This is a genomic window from Hahella chejuensis KCTC 2396 (assembly GCF_000012985.1).
Taxonomy (GTDB): domain Bacteria; phylum Pseudomonadota; class Gammaproteobacteria; order Pseudomonadales; family Oleiphilaceae; genus Hahella; species Hahella chejuensis.
Genome location: NC_007645.1, coordinates 5504067 through 5519551 on the forward strand (window position 1 = coordinate 5504067; position 15485 = coordinate 5519551).

General features: G+C 52.9%; 16 protein-coding genes. 3 read left to right on the forward strand and 13 right to left on the reverse strand.

The window, feature by feature from the left end; translation table 11 throughout:
- Positions 1–3 precede the first annotated feature (3 nt).
- The 4 genes from bioC to bioB are packed head-to-tail and all read right to left on the reverse strand — an operon-like array spanning position 4 to position 3822.
- Positions 4–843: a malonyl-ACP O-methyltransferase BioC gene (gene bioC, locus HCH_RS24100; RefSeq protein WP_011399101.1), complete on the reverse strand. Its 840-nt coding sequence runs from the start codon at positions 841–843 to the stop codon at positions 4–6.
- 18 nt (positions 844–861) lie between these two features.
- Positions 862–1569 carry an alpha/beta fold hydrolase gene (locus tag HCH_RS24105; RefSeq protein ID WP_011399102.1) on the reverse strand — a complete coding sequence of 236 codons (708 nt, stop codon included), beginning with the start codon at positions 1567–1569 and terminating at the stop codon, positions 862–864.
- Positions 1562–2752 (reverse strand): 8-amino-7-oxononanoate synthase, encoded by a 1191-nt coding sequence (gene bioF, locus HCH_RS24110; RefSeq protein WP_011399103.1) that lies wholly within the window; start codon positions 2750–2752, stop codon positions 1562–1564. Before bioF ends, HCH_RS24105 begins: the two co-directional genes overlap by 8 nt.
- Before the next feature lie 5 nt (positions 2753–2757).
- Positions 2758–3822, reverse strand: a complete 1065-nt coding sequence (gene bioB / locus HCH_RS24115) for a biotin synthase BioB (RefSeq protein ID WP_011399104.1) — start codon at positions 3820–3822, stop codon at positions 2758–2760.
- Between the two features lie 102 nt (positions 3823–3924).
- Here bioB and HCH_RS33955 point away from each other — a divergent pair, with 102 nt between their 5' ends.
- Complete coding sequence (locus tag HCH_RS33955; RefSeq protein WP_011399105.1) at positions 3925–4659, forward strand: ComF family protein; 735 nt, start codon at positions 3925–3927, stop codon at positions 4657–4659.
- 4 nt (positions 4660–4663) lie between these two features.
- On the opposite strand, the gene HCH_RS24125 is transcribed toward HCH_RS33955, so the two are convergent.
- On the reverse strand, positions 4664–5776 hold the full coding sequence (locus HCH_RS24125) for an NAD(P)/FAD-dependent oxidoreductase (protein WP_011399106.1): 1113 nt from the start codon (positions 5774–5776) through the stop codon (positions 4664–4666).
- A 154-nt stretch (positions 5777–5930) separates the two neighbouring features.
- Here HCH_RS24125 and HCH_RS24130 point away from each other — a divergent pair, with 154 nt between their 5' ends.
- Positions 5931–6878, forward strand: coding sequence for a DMT family transporter (locus tag HCH_RS24130; RefSeq protein ID WP_011399107.1), 948 nt, complete (start codon positions 5931–5933; stop codon positions 6876–6878).
- On the opposite strand, the gene HCH_RS24135 is transcribed toward HCH_RS24130, so the two are convergent.
- Positions 6847–8058 carry a saccharopine dehydrogenase family protein gene (locus HCH_RS24135; RefSeq protein WP_011399108.1) on the reverse strand — a complete coding sequence of 404 codons (1212 nt, stop codon included), beginning with the start codon at positions 8056–8058 and terminating at the stop codon, positions 6847–6849. The two genes, HCH_RS24130 and HCH_RS24135, sit on opposite strands and share 32 nt — an antisense overlap.
- 204 nt (positions 8059–8262) lie before the next feature.
- Between HCH_RS24135 and HCH_RS24140 the strand changes: the two genes are divergently transcribed.
- The gene (locus tag HCH_RS24140) at positions 8263–8718 is read left to right on the forward strand and encodes a hypothetical protein (RefSeq protein WP_011399109.1); all 456 of its coding nucleotides are present in this window, start codon (positions 8263–8265) and stop codon (positions 8716–8718) included.
- 73 nt (positions 8719–8791) lie between these two features.
- Here HCH_RS24140 and HCH_RS24145 read toward each other — a convergent pair whose 3' ends face one another.
- From HCH_RS24145 to hfq, 7 genes are all read right to left on the reverse strand, one after another.
- The gene (locus tag HCH_RS24145; protein ID WP_011399110.1) at positions 8792–10090 is read right to left on the reverse strand and encodes an adenylosuccinate synthase; all 1299 of its coding nucleotides are present in this window, start codon (positions 10088–10090) and stop codon (positions 8792–8794) included.
- A 13-nt stretch (positions 10091–10103) separates the two neighbouring features.
- Complete coding sequence (locus HCH_RS24150) at positions 10104–11306, reverse strand: ATP phosphoribosyltransferase regulatory subunit (RefSeq protein WP_041599905.1); 1203 nt, start codon at positions 11304–11306, stop codon at positions 10104–10106.
- Positions 11307–11370: 64 nt separating this feature from the next.
- The gene (locus HCH_RS24155) at positions 11371–11559 is read right to left on the reverse strand and encodes a DUF2065 domain-containing protein (protein WP_041598901.1); all 189 of its coding nucleotides are present in this window, start codon (positions 11557–11559) and stop codon (positions 11371–11373) included.
- Between the two features lie 161 nt (positions 11560–11720).
- Entirely contained in the window at positions 11721–12605 is an 885-nt protein-coding gene (hflC, locus tag HCH_RS24160) for a protease modulator HflC (protein WP_011399113.1), read from the reverse strand.
- Positions 12605–13771 (reverse strand): FtsH protease activity modulator HflK, encoded by a 1167-nt coding sequence (hflK, locus tag HCH_RS24165; RefSeq protein WP_011399114.1) that lies wholly within the window; start codon positions 13769–13771, stop codon positions 12605–12607. Before hflK ends, hflC begins: the two co-directional genes overlap by 1 nt.
- A gap of 146 nt (positions 13772–13917) precedes the next feature.
- Positions 13918–15210, reverse strand: a complete 1293-nt coding sequence (gene hflX, locus HCH_RS24170) for a ribosome rescue GTPase HflX (RefSeq protein WP_011399115.1) — start codon at positions 15208–15210, stop codon at positions 13918–13920.
- A 17-nt stretch (positions 15211–15227) separates the two neighbouring features.
- A complete protein-coding gene (gene hfq / locus HCH_RS24175; RefSeq protein ID WP_011399116.1) occupies positions 15228–15479 on the reverse strand; it encodes an RNA chaperone Hfq in 252 nt (83 codons plus the stop codon).
- Positions 15480–15485: the final 6 nt, after the last annotated feature.

A 15485-nucleotide genomic window follows, 5' to 3' on the forward strand; every position in this document is an offset into this window, starting at 1 on the left:
GAATTAGATCCTGCTGTATACACAGACGCCAACATGATATGTAGCGGGCACACCCTGCTCCTGTCTGCATTTTTCATAATTCTCGATAACACGACGGAGTCGGCGCTTACCAGTCAGTCCTTGCGGGCGCTCAGATTGAATATTATGGGCGCCGATGCCTTTAAGTTCTTTCATTACATCAAGCGCTGAGTCATGAAAGCGTACGTACAAAGACTCTCTGCATTCCCCTCGCAATCCACAGGAAACCGCAGCTTCGGCAACCTGTTCAGCACTCAGAAAGCGATTGACGTGGCGGCCCCCATCCACTCCATGCCATGCCTGCTCCAGTTCAAACAGTGTTTGCGTCAGTAATGTGGAGCAAATCAGTCGGCCTCCAGGCCGTAACACCCTGCTCGCCTCGGCAAACCAGGCACGAGGATCATCCAGCCACTGCATCGCCATATTGCTGAACACAAGATCCTGACTCGCATTGGCCACAGGCAGGGACTCCATATCGGCGACAGCCCAGATCTCCGCCACGTTATCGTGATGCGCAAGGGCGTACTCAATCATCCCAGGCGACAGGTCATAGGCGCATAATCTCGCTTCAGGAAAGCTGTTTTTCAGGCGATGAGTCAACCACCCCGTACCACACCCCACATCGATAATATCTTGCGGACAGCCTTCCCGACTGAGCGACACCAGGCTCTCACCCACTTCTTTTTGCATGCCGGCCAGAAGGTCATAAGTCGCAGCCGCGGCGCTAAATGATTCCGCCACTTTGGATTTATCCACGGCGCCACGCTCCAAATCTGAAAGAGGGGAAGTCGATACAAAGGATTTAATAGTTACTGCATGATTCATCGAGTTAATCCACGCGTTTCATCCTGACTGCAAGCTTTCCGCGATGAAACGGCTTGCTTCCGCATCAGGGAAATGGCTCATACCACCCACTATTTCCACTTGGTGGCAGGGATAGTTTTGTTGCAGGCATTGCGCTAGAGCGACCGGCGCAATGGCATCCGCTTCCCCTAGAAAGTGGGTGACCGGGACATCAAGGTATGCCAATTCATCACGTAAATCCCAGCTCCGCAACCACTCTAACGAAGCGCTTAACTGCTGCTCTGACCAGGACTCGATTGCAGAAGCGAAGTTTAAAGTCTGCCGAGCTTGCGCTCGCGCCGCCGCTGCGCCCTGTGTCTGCAACAGATTGAAACGCCTCAGCAATCGCACGCGATCAGAGTTCAAGTCGTCGGCAAAGCCGTCGAGCAATTCCAAACCAACCCCTGGCCACCCACTATCCCCGGCGAAAAATGGATTACACGCCACCAGCGCCAGGCGAGCTACTTTCAGGTTTTCCGCAGCTAACCTACGAATCGCCAAAGAACCGCCTAACGACCATCCCACGATCAGGGTTCGTTCATTCCACTGGGCGGATAGCCGTCGAGTAAGCGCGGCATAGGAATCACTCAGCGTCCAAGTCGTAACGACTGAAATTCCGCCTAATGCCTGCGCTAAAGGTTCGAGCGCCGCCTGTGGTTGCGCCCAGCCGCCAATCAGATGAACCGAATCAATGCGTCCGTCAGGCATTCGCCACTCCAGCGATATTGGTGGCGCCACGGTATTTATGGAGAACTTCCAATAATTGGTTCAGGTCATCATCCGTATGAGCGGCGCTAAACGTGACGCGCAGGCGTGAGGTGTTTGCCGGAACAGTTGGGGGACGAATCGCTGTTATCAAAATGCCTTCTTTACGTAACGCCTGGCTCAGTTCCATTGCCGCCGCTGCGTCACCTATAAAAACAGGTTGTATTGGAGTGGAAGAGGCCGCCAACTGATAGCCCATTCCTATTGCCTCTTTACGGAAGCGCGTCACCAATTCATTCAATCGTTCACGGCGCCAAGTCTCCTCCCGGCTTATCCGCAGACTGACGCGCGCCGCCGCAGCGATAGCCGGAGGCATGGAAGTGGTGTAAATATAAGTCCGGGCGAATTGCACCAGCGTTTCTATCAATTCGCCAGAACCAGCAACGAAGGCCCCTGCCGCGCCATAGGACTTTCCGAGCGTTCCCATCAGTACTGGAACCTGAACCTGGTTCATCTGAAAATGCGCAGCACATCCTCCCCCCTCGGTTCCCAACACGCCGAAGCCATGAGCATCATCCACCATCAGCATGGCGTCTTTGCTGTGACATACCTGCGCTATCGCATCTAAGGGAGCTATGTCGCCATCCATACTAAATACGCCGTCCGTAATGACCAAAGCCCGACTATCGCCCACCTCATCCAGACGCAACGCCAAATGCTCGGCGTCCGCATGGCGATAGCGCAGCAGTCTCGCCCCGGATAACATTCCCGCATCCAACAGCGAGGCATGGTTCAGTTTGTCCTCAATGACATAATCGCCCCTACCCAATAGGGCAGACGCCACGCCGAGGTTAGCCATATACCCGGTTGAAAAAAGCAAGGCGCGGTCGCGCCCGGTGAATTCGGCCAGATCCAGTTCCAGCTCATGATGGGCGCGGTGGTGTCCAATAACGAGATGGGATGCCCCGCCGCCAAGACCAAACTCGCTTAAAGCCTGCTGTGCGGCGGCGATGAGCCGCGGGTCGTTGGCCAACCCCAGATAATCATTACTGCAGAAAGCGAGATACTCTCGCCCCTCTATCATGACCCGAGGCGCTTGAGGGCTATCTATCGTCAGGCGACTGCGATAAAGATCCTGCTGTTTCCGCGCAGTCAGCGTCTGCGCCAAATGCCCCCATTTCGACATGACGTTTACGCAGTTTTTGTCGCGTCGTAGAACATGCTTTCCATGCGCTGTTGCTGGTCATGCGCCTGAATGACGTCATGCAGGTACGCTTCCTGCTGGTCCTCTGAATGCGCTTGCTCGCGCTGCTCTGGACGAATACCCAGTTTCTTGAACAACATCATATCTTTATCTGCTTCCGGGTTGGGCGTGGTCAGCAGTTTTTCACCATAAAAAATAGAGTTGGCGCCCGCCAGGAAGCACATCGCCTGCATCTGTTCGTTCATATCCTCACGTCCTGCGGACAAGCGCACATGAGACCTGGGCATCAGGATGCGAGCTACAGCGATGGTGCGGATGAAATCAAACGGATCTATGTCTTCCTGCACTTCCAGTGGCGTACCCTTAACTTTGACTAGCATATTGATCGGTACGCTTTCAGGATGGCTGGGCAGGTTCGCCAGTTGAGCAAGCAAAGCAGCGCGGTCGCGGGCGCTTTCACCCATGCCCATAATGCCGCCGCAGCAGACTTTCATGCCCGCGTCTCTAACATTTTGCAGCGTTTCCAGACGATCGGAGTAAGTCCGCGTGGTGATAATTTCACCATAGTAATTCTCGGAAGTATCCAGGTTATGGTTGTAATAATCCAAACCTGCGCCAGCAAGCTCCGACGCCTGATCAGCCGTCAGCATGCCCAGGGTCATGCAGGTTTCCATGCCGAGAGACTTCACCTGTTTGACCATCTCAAGGACATAAGGCATATCCTTGGCGCGGGGATTTCTCCAGGCCGCTCCCATACAAAAACGGCTGGCGCCTTTCTCTTTGGCGGCCTTGGCCTCGTTCACCACTTTTTCCACTTCCAGCAGCTTCTCTTTCTCAAGACCAGTATTGTAGTGGCCGCTCTGTGGACAGTATTTACAGTCTTCAGGGCAGGCGCCGGTCTTAATAGAAAGCAGAGTACTGACCTGCACTTCATTCGGATCGAAGTTCCGCCTATGCGTGACTTGCGCCTGGAATAGTAAGTCATTGAAAGGTAGCGCGAAGAGAGCTTCAACCTCTTCCAGAGACCAGTCATGGCGGATGGGTGATTGCATGGTGCTGTCATATCAAACTCTTGCTGTTATACAAAACTAGCCGGGGCCTGAGATATAATCCGCCTCGACACAGGAAAGTGGACCCAAATACGAGAGAAATTCATGGAAGACATAATAAGCCGGACCAAAAAGCTGTCAACCTTTCTCAGAGAAAAGGTTAACAGCTTACAACTAAAGCATTGCCTGCTTTGCCTCGAATCAGGTGGTAGCGCCCATATTTGCACCGCCTGCTCCACAGACTTAACGCCTCCCAAACATCCCTGCTCCCGCTGCGGCGTCAGCCGGATAGCCTCCGACGCAGTTCCCTGCGGTCGCTGTCTTCGACAACCCCCACACTTTGACGCCAGCACCAGCGCCTTTGACTATATCTTTCCAATGAATCACATCATCGGACAGCTGAAGTATGGAGACAAACGATATTGGGCCAGGGCGTTAGCGCAGGCGGCCCTCCCTGCGTTTCAACAGGCCTACGCACACATTTCCGCCCCCATTCTGATACCGGTTCCAATGCACAAGAGCAAGCAACGTAAACGCGGATTCAACCAGGCGGAACTGCTGGCTCGAAGCCTCGCTCGCTACGCCAATGCAAAGTACAGCAACAAACTGTGTCGCAGGATAAAGGCGTCTCCTCCTCAAACCGGACTAAATCGAAAAAGCAGACGCAGTAATGTGAAGAATGGATTTGAGGCCTCATCCAAACTCCCTCAGCAGCCGCTGATTATTATTGACGACGTCGTCACCACCGGCAGCACAGTAGATGAGCTTGCGCGCACGCTGAAACAGGCGGGCGCGCTTGAGGTTTATGTTTTTAGCATTGCGAGACGCTCCATGGACTGATCGTTTAACGATTTAATATCCGTTTCGACACCGTCTCAGCCAGAGCAAGCGAAGCCGTCAAACCTGGGGATTCAATACCGAACAGGTTATACCATCCTGCAACACCGTTGTGTTCAGGCGTATCGATGACAAAGTCCTCTGCGCGCGCGCCTTGCGACGACAATTTGGGGCGAACTCCTGCATACGCCGGCTGCAGCATGCCTTCCTGCAGCGCAGGCCAGTAATTGCGTATAGCCTGAGCGAACTTAGCCATCCGTTGGGGGTTTACACTGAACTCCGGCCGATCGACCCACTCAACATCCGGGCCGAACCGCGCCTGTCCGCCCATGTCCAAGGTCAGGTGCACTCCCAGTCCGCCTGCTTCCGGCACAGGGTATATCAAACGTTGAAAAGGGCTGCGCCCTGATAAAGAAAAGTAACTTCCTTTGGCGAAATAGATCGGAGGAATTCCAGCAACAGGATATCCATCCACGTTAGCAAGCACTCCCATCGCATCCAGTCCAGCGCAATTCACAACCACTTCCGCACGCACCTGGCAGGGCGCCGCGCCGCCAACGTTCAAAGCAACCCGCCCCGCATCAATACGCCCGCCCAGCAGTGGCGCATTGAACGCTGTCATTCCGCCCGCGCGCTCAAAGTCGCCCTGCAAAGACAACATATACTGATGACTGTCGATAATGCCGGTGGAAGGAGAGTGCAGCGCGCCGACAGAACTTAACTCGGGCTCCATCGCCAGGGCTTGGGCCTGGGTCAACCACTGCAAGTCCGTCACGCCATTGGCGGCAGCCGTCTCAGATATTTGCTGCAAGGCATCCATCTGTTCAGGGTGAGTTGCAACAATGAGCTTCCCGCAACGCTTATGAGGAATCCCGCGAGAAGCGCAGTATTCGTACAACAACGCTTTACCTCTTACGCAGGTTTCGGCTTTCAGGCTGCCTTGCGGATAGTAGATACCTGCATGAATCACTTCACTATTGCGAGATGATATACCGGAGCCAATAAGACTCTCGCGCTCCAACAGCAGCACATCCTGTCCACCTTCCGCCAAAGCTTTGGCGACGCTTAGTCCCACGACGCCTGCGCCAATCACTACAATGGATGTTTCAAAAAGCTCCATAATCAGTTCGTCGCTCTCATCTGCTTAATGATTGATATAAACGGAAAAATTGGCCGAACAGATAGAATTTATCCTAGAATTGGAAGCCCCGGAAGCCCTTACAGCAGGACCCGGCGTTCTCCCGCCTTGCCAGCAACCCAAAAGGACCCGCGCAGTGAGCGACGTCAATGCCTCAGATTCACTCTTTTTTCGAATAGCGCCTTACCTGGGGCTGGCGGGAACGTCATTATTTTGGGCGGGCAACGCACTGGTGGCGCGCGGTTTCAATGACAGCATTCCTCCTTTGGCGCTGTCATTCCATCGCTGGCTGGTTTGTGCGCTCCTTATCTCACCATTTATTTTACGGGCTTTCCTGCGCCATAAAGACATCATCAAGCAGCACTGGGGCAAGATTGGCGTGCTCGCTTTTCTCGGCGTGGCGACCTACAACTCGCTGCTGTATACCTCCGCGCAATTCACCTCTGCGCTCAATATTACGCTGGTGAACTCGTTATTGCCGGTAGCGACTCTGGTCTTGGCGATGCCTTTGCTTGGCCAGCGCCTGAACCTTAAAAGCGGGGTCGGCGTGTTGTTCGCCTTTCTCGGCGCGTTATACGTGATACTACATGGGGAACCAAGCGCATTGCTCTCTTTGCAGATGAACGCCGGCGACAGCATCATGGCGGCGGCGATGGTTATTTGGTCACTGTATTCAGTTTTATTGAGGAAATGGGCCATCCCTATCCCCGGCTTCGACCTGTTCGCTATCTTGCTGGGATTGGGGCTGCCGATGATCCTGCCCTTTTATGTACTGGAGCATCATATTAAAGGCGGATTCGAATGGAGTTATGACTTAGCGGCGGTTATCGCTTACGTGGCGATATTTCCATCACTCTGCGCATACCTGTTGTGGAACTACGGCGTCACCAAGACTTCTCCCAGCACCGCCGCTTTATTCGCTTATTTGACGCCGCTGCTTACCGCATTGTTATCCATCCCGTTTCTTGGCGAGCACCCTGAGAGCTACCATCTAATCGGCGGCGGAGCAATTCTAGCCGGGCTGTGGCTCTCTCAGGATATGGGCAAAAGCGTCAAGCCGCCGACTCCAAAACCTCGAACTTAACGCCTCGTTGCTGTAATCGATCCATCAATGAGCGCCCCATCGCCATGACGGGGGTGATTACACCGTATGATTTGGGTAATTTGCGTCGATCCAGCGCCAAGCACAAACCGCTTTCCGCCAGCATTTTTGAGGTTTCTCCATAACCCGGGTCGCCACCGCTGACCTGTGTCTTTATCCGGCGACCGTTACAGGAACCAATAAACACTACCTTAAACCAGCCCCGGCTACGCTGCTCTGGCGTTGGTCCCTGCCCCGCCGGCTTGAGACTTAAAAGCCAGTTACGCGTAGGCTTGAGTTGAGCCAAGGCGAATACGCCACCAACAAACGCCGCGCCTGCGAGAACCCTCGGCAGTTTTTTCACCTGGACATAATGGCCATATTTGAACTCTTGACCATATTGCTCAAGCGCCCTGGCGCTGCGTTTCACTACTTGAGGGTCAATCGTAGGAAAGGGGCACGCCCAAGCGTTAATTTCCTTACGAAAACGCAAATTGAAATCCACACTTCCAACTTGGCGGGTGGATTCAGGTATGCGCGGCCTGTTGCGTTTATTGGCTTGCGCCTGCCGGGCTCTGGAAAATGCGTGGACGGCGGAGTGCCAAGTCCCACCGGAAAAAGCGCCGCCTGCGCGTACAAATCCTTCCAGTTTTACTGGGTTGGCGGCCAAAGCGTCTGCCGGCAAGCCCTGGGTCAGTTCAGTCACCGTATAATAAGCCCCCAGATCGTGGGGGATACTATCAAAACCGCAGCAGTTTACTATTCTGACTTTGTTACGTTTGGCGACTTCATCGTATTGACTGATCATTGCGTCTACGAATTCCGGCTCTCCTGTAAGGTCTGCGTAATCCGCGCCTTGCGTAACGCAGGCCTTGATCACCGGCTCCCCAAACTTGATATAGGGGCCAACCGTATTAATCACCGCCTTGGCGTCTTTGGCCATCGTATCCAGGCTGGCCTGGTCTTCGATATCCGCCTGAATCACATGCAAACGACTGCGCACATCCGGATTGATAGAGCAAAGACGCTTTTTCAGTCGTTCCAGCTTTTCCGGATTCCGACCGGCAATCGCCCAAACGAAGTCCTCACGCATCATCGCCCTCGCCAGATACTCGGCGGTCAACTCTCCTGTGTATCCTGTCGCTCCAAATAGAACCAGATCATAAATTTTCTTGTTCGCCATGTGGAATATCCTTGTACCGACTTGACAGTATGCTTAGCGCCACGCGTTAATAAGCCGTTCGACCTAGGACGCGAGAATCCGCCTATTCTCATCTGAATGCAAATACATACATTAATAATCCGGTTATAATACCCCCCGCCCAAGGTAAAACAACAGACAATCCGGGGGCTTAACGCTAATGAAACTTGGAATAGAATTACCGACATGTCGGATAAAAAACAATTTGCCATAGTGATGCTGGTATCGGCGCTGTTTGTATTATGGATTTTATACGGCAGCCTGGAGATAGTTTTCATAAACGACGAGCTCAAAGAAGACCCTGTACTTTCAAAATACCCTTACAATTTCAGGGTCATAGAGAAAGATGGTCGTGTCGCTGTCATGGGCACCCTGCATTCCAATCAGAAAACGCTAGCAAAAGCGTTGCGTATTGTGTTTCCAGAGCTAAGGGACGAGAGGGACAACTCACGCGCTTTGCTACAGGCTGAAAAAGATTTCGCCAGGATGCAGACTTATGCGCAGGATCTCGTGTTAAAGAATGAAGCTTTCGATTTTGTTCGCTGGGAGCTTGATGAAAACTGGCTTCGAGTTCAGGGCGTACCTTTTGAAATGCAAGGCCCGGACGCAGCGCCTCCCATGTCTGAGGCCGACGCCAACTAGGCCCGCATACGAAAAACGCCCCAAAAGGGGCGTTTTTTATATCTCTCAGCAAGGGGCTAAACGCCCCTTCAATTTATGCTGAGAATGGGTGTCTCAATGTGATCGTTTCGTTCCGATCAGGGCCAGTGGAAATAACATCGATCGGCGCTTCGATCTGCTTCTCCAAGAAGGCAATATAGTCTTGCGCGTTCTTAGGTAGATCCTCTACGCGCTTGACGCCAAAAGTACTCTCTTTCCAGCCTGGCAGCTCTTCGTAAACTGGCTCCACTTCACCAAACGCCTCACAGTCGATTGGCGGACGCGTAATTTCAGCGCCATCCGCAGTGCGGTAGCCAACGCATACTTTCACAACATCCAGACCATCCAAAACGTCCAGCTTGGTCAGGCAGATTCCAGATACGCTGTTGATTTGGATGGCGTGACGCAGAGCCACGGCGTCAAACCAACCACAACGACGAGGACGGCCAGTCGTAGCGCCAAACTCATTACCTTTCTTCGCCAAATAGGCGCCAACGTCATCGAACAGTTCCGTGGGGAATGGGCCGGAGCCTACGCGCGTCGCATAAGCCTTGGTGATGCCCAACACATAGTCGAGATACATTGGACCGAAACCGCTGCCGGTCGCAGTGCCGCCCGCAGTGGTGTTGGAAGAGGTCACATAGGGGTATGTACCCAGGTCGATGTCCAGCAAGGAACCTTGAGCGCCCTCAAAAAGCACGTTCTCGTCACGCTTTCTGAATTCATGCAGCATGTCGGTGACGTCCGCCATCATCGGCAGTAACTCTTCCGCCATTTTCAGGGTTTCGTCAAGCGTCTTCTGATAGTCGATCGGGGCGACCTTGTAGTAGTGCTCCAGAACAAAATTCTGGTATTGCATGATTTCCTTCAGCTTCTCAGCAAAGCGCTCAGGCTTCGCCAAATCGCCAAGGCGCACGCCGCGACGCGCCACTTTGTCTTCATAGGCGGGACCAATGCCGCGTCCCGTCGTACCGATTTTCGCCGAACCCAGACGCTCTTCCCGCGCCAAGTCGAGGGCCTTGTGGTAAGGCAAAATCAGAGGGCACGCAGGGCTCAGGAACAAACGCTGACGAACAGGCACGCCCTTGTCTTCAAGAGTCTTGATTTCCGACAGCAATGCATCCGGCGCCAATACTACGCCGTTACCAATAAGGCAGGCGACATTGCTGCGCAAAATCCCTGAAGGAATCAGGTGCAGAACAGTTTTCTGTCCGTCTATCACCAAAGTGTGCCCGGCGTTGTGTCCGCCCTGGAAACGAGCCACCGCAGCGACTTCTTCCGTCAGCAGATCCACAATCTTACCTTTGCCCTCGTCACCCCATTGAGTGCCGAGAATGACCACATTTTTGCCCATGATAATTAAATCTCTATTTAACGTGATTAGGATTGAATTCGGTTAAGGGCTTTACGATCCATTGCCCCGACTCGTCCCGTACGATTTGGCGATCGCAGTGGGAGGCCCAGTGGCCGGCTTCCTCACCGGGCATCAGTTGTATAACTCTGTTGCTCCGCCGCAACTGCCTGATCAGCTCCCATAACTCTGCATCCTGACCGTTTGGAGCCAAAATAGCGCCCGCCGGTTGCGCCCATTCGCGCTTACCCATGCGGTATAAAGCTTTCAAATCCACGCTGAAGCCCATCGCGGGGCGTCCCCGTCCGAAATCGCGCCCTACTTCGTCATAACGCCCGCCTTTCGCCACCGCCTGCCCCAAGCCTTCGGTATAGGCGGCGAACACCAGACCGGTGTAATACTTGTAGCCGCGCATTTCACAGAAGTCGAAGTAAATCTCCACTTCAGGGTAGCGCTCGCCAATAACTGCGGCGACCTGGCTCATTTCGTCCAACGCGTACTCAATATCTGGATTGCCCGCAAAGATTTTGCGCGCCTCTTTCATTTTCTCTTTGCCGCCCGCCAGCCTCGGCAGCGCCATCACTTTCTGGCGAATCGCCTTATCAGGAATGGTCGCAGCAATCTCATCCACTTCGGGAATCGCCTTCCTGCGTAATGCCTCGAACAACTCTTCAGACTGAATTTTGGACAGCTTCGCTTCCGCAAGGATCGCCTGATAAACGCCAACATGAGCGATATCCATGTGTAGAGGGCTGATTTTCGCCAAATTCAGCGTCTCCAACATCAAAGAGATAATCTCAATATCGGCGGCGGACCCCACCACGCCATAAAGCTCGCACCCAGTCTGAATTGGAGTGCGAGAGGAAAACATGCTGGGAGATTTAGTGCGCAAAACGCTGCCGATGTAACAGAATCGACTAGCGACATCATGTGAACGTCGTGAGTCTATACGAGCCACCTGGGGCGTCATATCCGCTCGAATCCCCATCAAACGGCCGGTGAGCTGATCTGTAACTTTGAACATTTCCAACTCCAGGTCGCGTCCGACGCCGATAAGCAGAGAGTCCAAGAATTCCAGCAGGGGCGGTACGATCATTTCGTATCCCCAGGAATGATACAGGTCCAGCAACTGTCGTCTCAGTTCCTCAATACGTGTGGCCTCTGGCGGTAATAATTCTTCCACGCCATCAGGGAGAAGCCATAAATCAGATTCGGACATTGACTGCGTATCGCCAAACATTCATTTCACCTTTTGGTGCGCAACGTTTTGTGTGGACGGAGGGTCACTGATTGATCAGATATAAAAGGGCGGTTCCCACCAACATGCTTACAAGGCCTGCAATCCGCATGGTCCTATCGTCAACCTGCGCCAATCTGGCCACCATGTTCCGCCAGCGTCGCGGATACAGAAAAGGGATGACGCCTTCCAACACCAATATCAGACAGAGCGCAATTCCCAGTTCCCGCCACATTGGGGTCACCCGTTACCTCGCTTTGCGACACTCAAATGTGAGAGCAAAGCCACACAAATATATACAGTTGCCAGTATTTAATCACAAAAAAACCGGGATAGTTCCCGGTTGCAGAATATTACCACTATTTCGACGGCTTCCCAATGCTTTTTACGGCTGGGTTAATTCCCCTGGGAAGCGCCTTGTGGTTGTTTCAGGTATCTAAGAAATTCACTGTCCGGCTGCAGGATCAGCAAGTCTCCCTTACTGGAGAAGGTCTGCTCGTAAGCGCCCATACTCCGATAGAAAGAATAGAACTCTGGATTTTTACTGAATGCGTCAGCGTAGATTTTGGAAGCGACGGAATCGCCCTCGCCTCGAAGCTGTTCCGCCTCTTTGTACGCGTTGGCGTCAATTACCGTTCTTTCCGCATCCGCAGCGGCGCGCACAGCTTCCGCCTGCTCTTCACCTTGCGAGCGATGCTGCTGAGCAATTTTTAGACGCTCAGACTCCATTCTTTCGTAAACAGAGTCACTGACGCGAGTTGGCAATTCAATCGCACGAACGCGGATATCGTTGATTTCGATACCAAATTCAGCGCGGGCAATCTGATCCAGACTCTTAGTCAGTTCTTCCATCAGTTCTTCCCGCTCGCCCGCAACCACTTCATGCATGGTGCGACGACCAAATTGGTCACGCAAGCCGTTGTCTATACGTGACTCAAGCAAACGCACCGCATTGTTTTCATCACCCGCAGTGGAGCGATAAAACTGGCCGACATTCACAATGCGCCATGTCGCATATGAATCCACGTCAAGCGGTTTTTGCTCGCCAGTCAGATAGCTTTTAGTTGGCAGATCCATCACTAGTACGCGGATATCAAACTTGCGCGCCACATCCACAAACGGGATTTTAAAGTGCAGTCCAGCCTCGATATCGGATTCAACCATGCCGCCAAAGCGCAACAACACGGCTCTGTGCGTTTCCGGAACAATGTATACGCCCTGCATGACAACAATAATGGCCAGCAAGATAGCGCCGAGAGAAATTGCAAATCTTGTAGTCATTATTGCCCCCTGCTTCTGCTCAGAACTTCATTACGGGAACGGAAATCTTCCACCGCTCGAGACGCTCCACTGGAGCCCGTATCGACATTACGCGGAATAATAGCGCCAGCCGCGGGAGCAGCATCCGCACGATTCAGCATCTTATCCAATGGAAGATACATGATGTTGTTCCCTTGCCCTTGGTCCACCAGCACTTTGCTGCTGCCAGACAGAACTTTCTCCATCGTATCGATGTACAGACGCTCGCGGGTTACCCCAGGCGCACTCTCGTAGACCTCAAGCACTTTCAGGAAGCGCTGGGTTTCACCTTCAGCTTGCGCGATAACCTGATCCCGGTAGGCCTTGGCTTCTTCAATAACCCGTTGCGCCTTACCTCTTGCTTCAGGTACGACCTGATTCTTGTAAGCTTGCGCCCGGTTGATCACCTTCTGCTCATCCTCTTTCGCGCGTTGTACTTCTTCAAACGCGGACTTAACTGCGGCAGGAGGCTGCGCGGCGTTGATGTTGACCTTCTTCACCTCAATGCCGGAACCATAGAAGTCAAGATAGCGCTGCAAACGGTCTTGTACATTAATAGCCAGAATCGCGCGCCCCTCTGTCAGGACTTTATCCATAGATTCAGAGCCGACTTCGTGACGCAGAGCGCTGTCTATCGCAAAGTCCAAGGTTGTCACGGGGTCACGCATTACCAGAGTGTACTTGCGCAGGTCGCCAATGACGTACTGAACGGTCAGATCAATATCAACGATATTTTCGTCTTCCGTCAGCATGTGTCCTTTTTTCTTCTGATTGCGAACCGAGGTGACTTCCTCGATAAAGACTTGGTCGATCAGGGGGATTTTAAATTGCAGACCAGGCTGACGCGTATCCAGATACTTACCAAAACGCAGCACAATTGCGTTTTCCTTTTCGTCCACCCGGAATACGGAACTGGAGACAGCGAGCAGCACCAATACGACGATTATAATCGCCGCCACGCCGCCGGAGACTCCCCCTCCACCAGAGGAGCCGCCTCGGGAAGACTTGCCGCCAAACAATCCACCGACTTTTTCCAAACCTTTGCGAATCACCTCATCGAGATCCGGCGGTCCGTCATTCTTGTTGCCGCGACGGCCTGAGCCCCATGGGTCCTGATTATTATTTCCGCCTGGTTCATTCCAAGCCATTTTATTCCCCTTCGTTGTGAAGATTTAAAACCTGCGCGTAATACTATTTATCTATGTCTCGATCAGCAAGGCTCTGAAATGTAATTAAGATAACGCCGACATACAATACAGCGCGCCCAGATGGTCGATACGCACAACTTCTGAGCTTAGCAGACTTGTCCGGTAAGCTGCTCAAGTTTCACGCCTTCCTTATGCGCTAATTGCAGCCAGTCAGTTTTCGGCATTTTTATGTGTACAGAAAAGGAACCGTCCTCCCTCACCTCTTCTGACAGCACCGCCTCTCTTTCATAAAGCCTGGCCCTTAGGCGACCCAATGCAGGCGGAATGCAAAGTGTCTCATCGACCATATCGGCGCCCAATAGCTTTCCGGTCGCCTGCTCCAGTAACTTAAGCCCTTCTCCGGTGACAGCCGAAACCCAAACACGAATCGGCTCACCATTTTCATTCAATTCCAGGCGAGGCTCAGCGACCTCCAGTCGGTCCACTTTGTTAAAAACAAATAGGGAAGGAATATCGTCAGCGCCAATTTCCTTCAAAACCTCCTCAACTTGCTCGATGTTTTCCCTGCGCTTCGGGTCACTCGCATCCACGACGTGAAGCAATAACGAGGCGTTACACGTCTCTTCCAGTGTCGCACGAAACGCATCAACAAGCTTATGAGGAAGGTGGCGAATGAATCCAACCGTGTCGGCCAAAACCACAGGTCCGTAGTTTTCCAGGTTAATACGTCTCAACGTCGGGTCCAGAGTAGCGAACAATTGATCCGCAGCGTAGACATCAGATAAGGAAATACGATTAAAGAGAGTAGATTTGCCGGCGTTAGTGTAGCCAACAAGAGAAATAGTCGGCACTTCCGCCCGACGGCGGGCGCGACGCCCTTGTTCACGTTGTTTGCGAACCTTTTCCAGGCGCTTATGTATGGACTTGATACGACCGCGAATGAGCCGTCTGTCAGTTTCGAGCTGGGTCTCGCCTGGCCCACGCAGACCGATGCCGCCTTTCTGACGCTCAAGGTGGGTCCAGCCCCGCACCAGTCTCGTCGACAAGTGCTCAAGCTGAGCCAGCTCCACCTGAAGCTTGCCTTCATGAGTGCGCGCTCGCTGGGCGAAGATATCCAGGATCAGCCCCGTCCTGTCCAGGACCCGTACTTGCAGATCCTTTTCCAGGTTTCGTTCCTGACTAGGAGTAAGAGAATGATTGAACAGTACGACTTCCGCCTCATGTTCAATTACCGCAACCCTGATTTCCTCCAGCTTACCGCTGCCGACAAAATACCGCGGACTGGGCTGATTACGGGTTCCGGTGACCAACGCAACAGGCTCTGCGCCGGCCGATAAAGCTAGTTCCGTAAGCTCGCGAGGGTCTTCTCGATCTTTTTCTTCCAGCATATCCAGGTGAACAAGTACAGCTCGCTCACCCGCTTTAGGACGCTCAAACAATCAGGCGCTGCTCCGCATTAAGCGTTAGATGCTTCGTTTTCTCCTTCGCCTTGCGCGGCGATACGTACGTTCCGGGCAGGGACGACGGTGGAGATAGCGTGCTTGTAAACCATTTGGCTGACGGTGTTTTTCAACAGAATTACAAACTGATCGAACGATTCAATTTGTCCCTGCAGTTTGATGCCGTTTACCAGGAATATGGATACCGGGATGCGTTCCTTCCGTAGCGCATTTAAATAAGGGTCTTGTAAAGACTGCCCTTTTGACATTGGAAT

Excerpts from the sequence above, each read along its gene's own strand:
- bioC (WP_011399101.1), bottom strand. The coding sequence starts at position 843 with ATGAATCATGCAGTAACTATTAAATCCTTTGTATCGACTTCCCCTCTT.
- HCH_RS24105 (WP_011399102.1), bottom strand. The coding sequence starts at position 1,569 with ATGCCTGACGGACGCATTGATTCGGTTCATCTGATTGGCGGCTGGGCG.
- bioF (WP_011399103.1), bottom strand. The coding sequence starts at position 2,752 with ATGTCGAAATGGGGGCATTTGGCGCAGACGCTGACTGCGCGGAAACAG.
- bioB (WP_011399104.1), bottom strand. The coding sequence starts at position 3,822 with ATGCAATCACCCATCCGCCATGACTGGTCTCTGGAAGAGGTTGAAGCT.
- HCH_RS33955 (WP_011399105.1), top strand. The coding sequence starts at position 3,925 with ATGGAAGACATAATAAGCCGGACCAAAAAGCTGTCAACCTTTCTCAGA.
- HCH_RS24125 (WP_011399106.1), bottom strand. The coding sequence starts at position 5,776 with ATGGAGCTTTTTGAAACATCCATTGTAGTGATTGGCGCAGGCGTCGTG.
- HCH_RS24135 (WP_011399108.1), bottom strand. The coding sequence starts at position 8,058 with ATGGCGAACAAGAAAATTTATGATCTGGTTCTATTTGGAGCGACAGGA.
- HCH_RS24140 (WP_011399109.1), top strand. The coding sequence starts at position 8,263 with ATGTCGGATAAAAAACAATTTGCCATAGTGATGCTGGTATCGGCGCTG.
- HCH_RS24145 (WP_011399110.1), bottom strand. The coding sequence starts at position 10,090 with ATGGGCAAAAATGTGGTCATTCTCGGCACTCAATGGGGTGACGAGGGC.
- HCH_RS24150 (WP_041599905.1), bottom strand. The coding sequence starts at position 11,306 with ATGTCCGAATCTGATTTATGGCTTCTCCCTGATGGCGTGGAAGAATTA.
- HCH_RS24155 (WP_041598901.1), bottom strand. The coding sequence starts at position 11,559 with ATGTGGCGGGAACTGGGAATTGCGCTCTGTCTGATATTGGTGTTGGAA.
- hflC (WP_011399113.1), bottom strand. The coding sequence starts at position 12,605 with ATGACTACAAGATTTGCAATTTCTCTCGGCGCTATCTTGCTGGCCATT.
- hflK (WP_011399114.1), bottom strand. The coding sequence starts at position 13,771 with ATGGCTTGGAATGAACCAGGCGGAAATAATAATCAGGACCCATGGGGC.
- hfq (WP_011399116.1), bottom strand. The coding sequence starts at position 15,479 with ATGTCAAAAGGGCAGTCTTTACAAGACCCTTATTTAAATGCGCTACGG.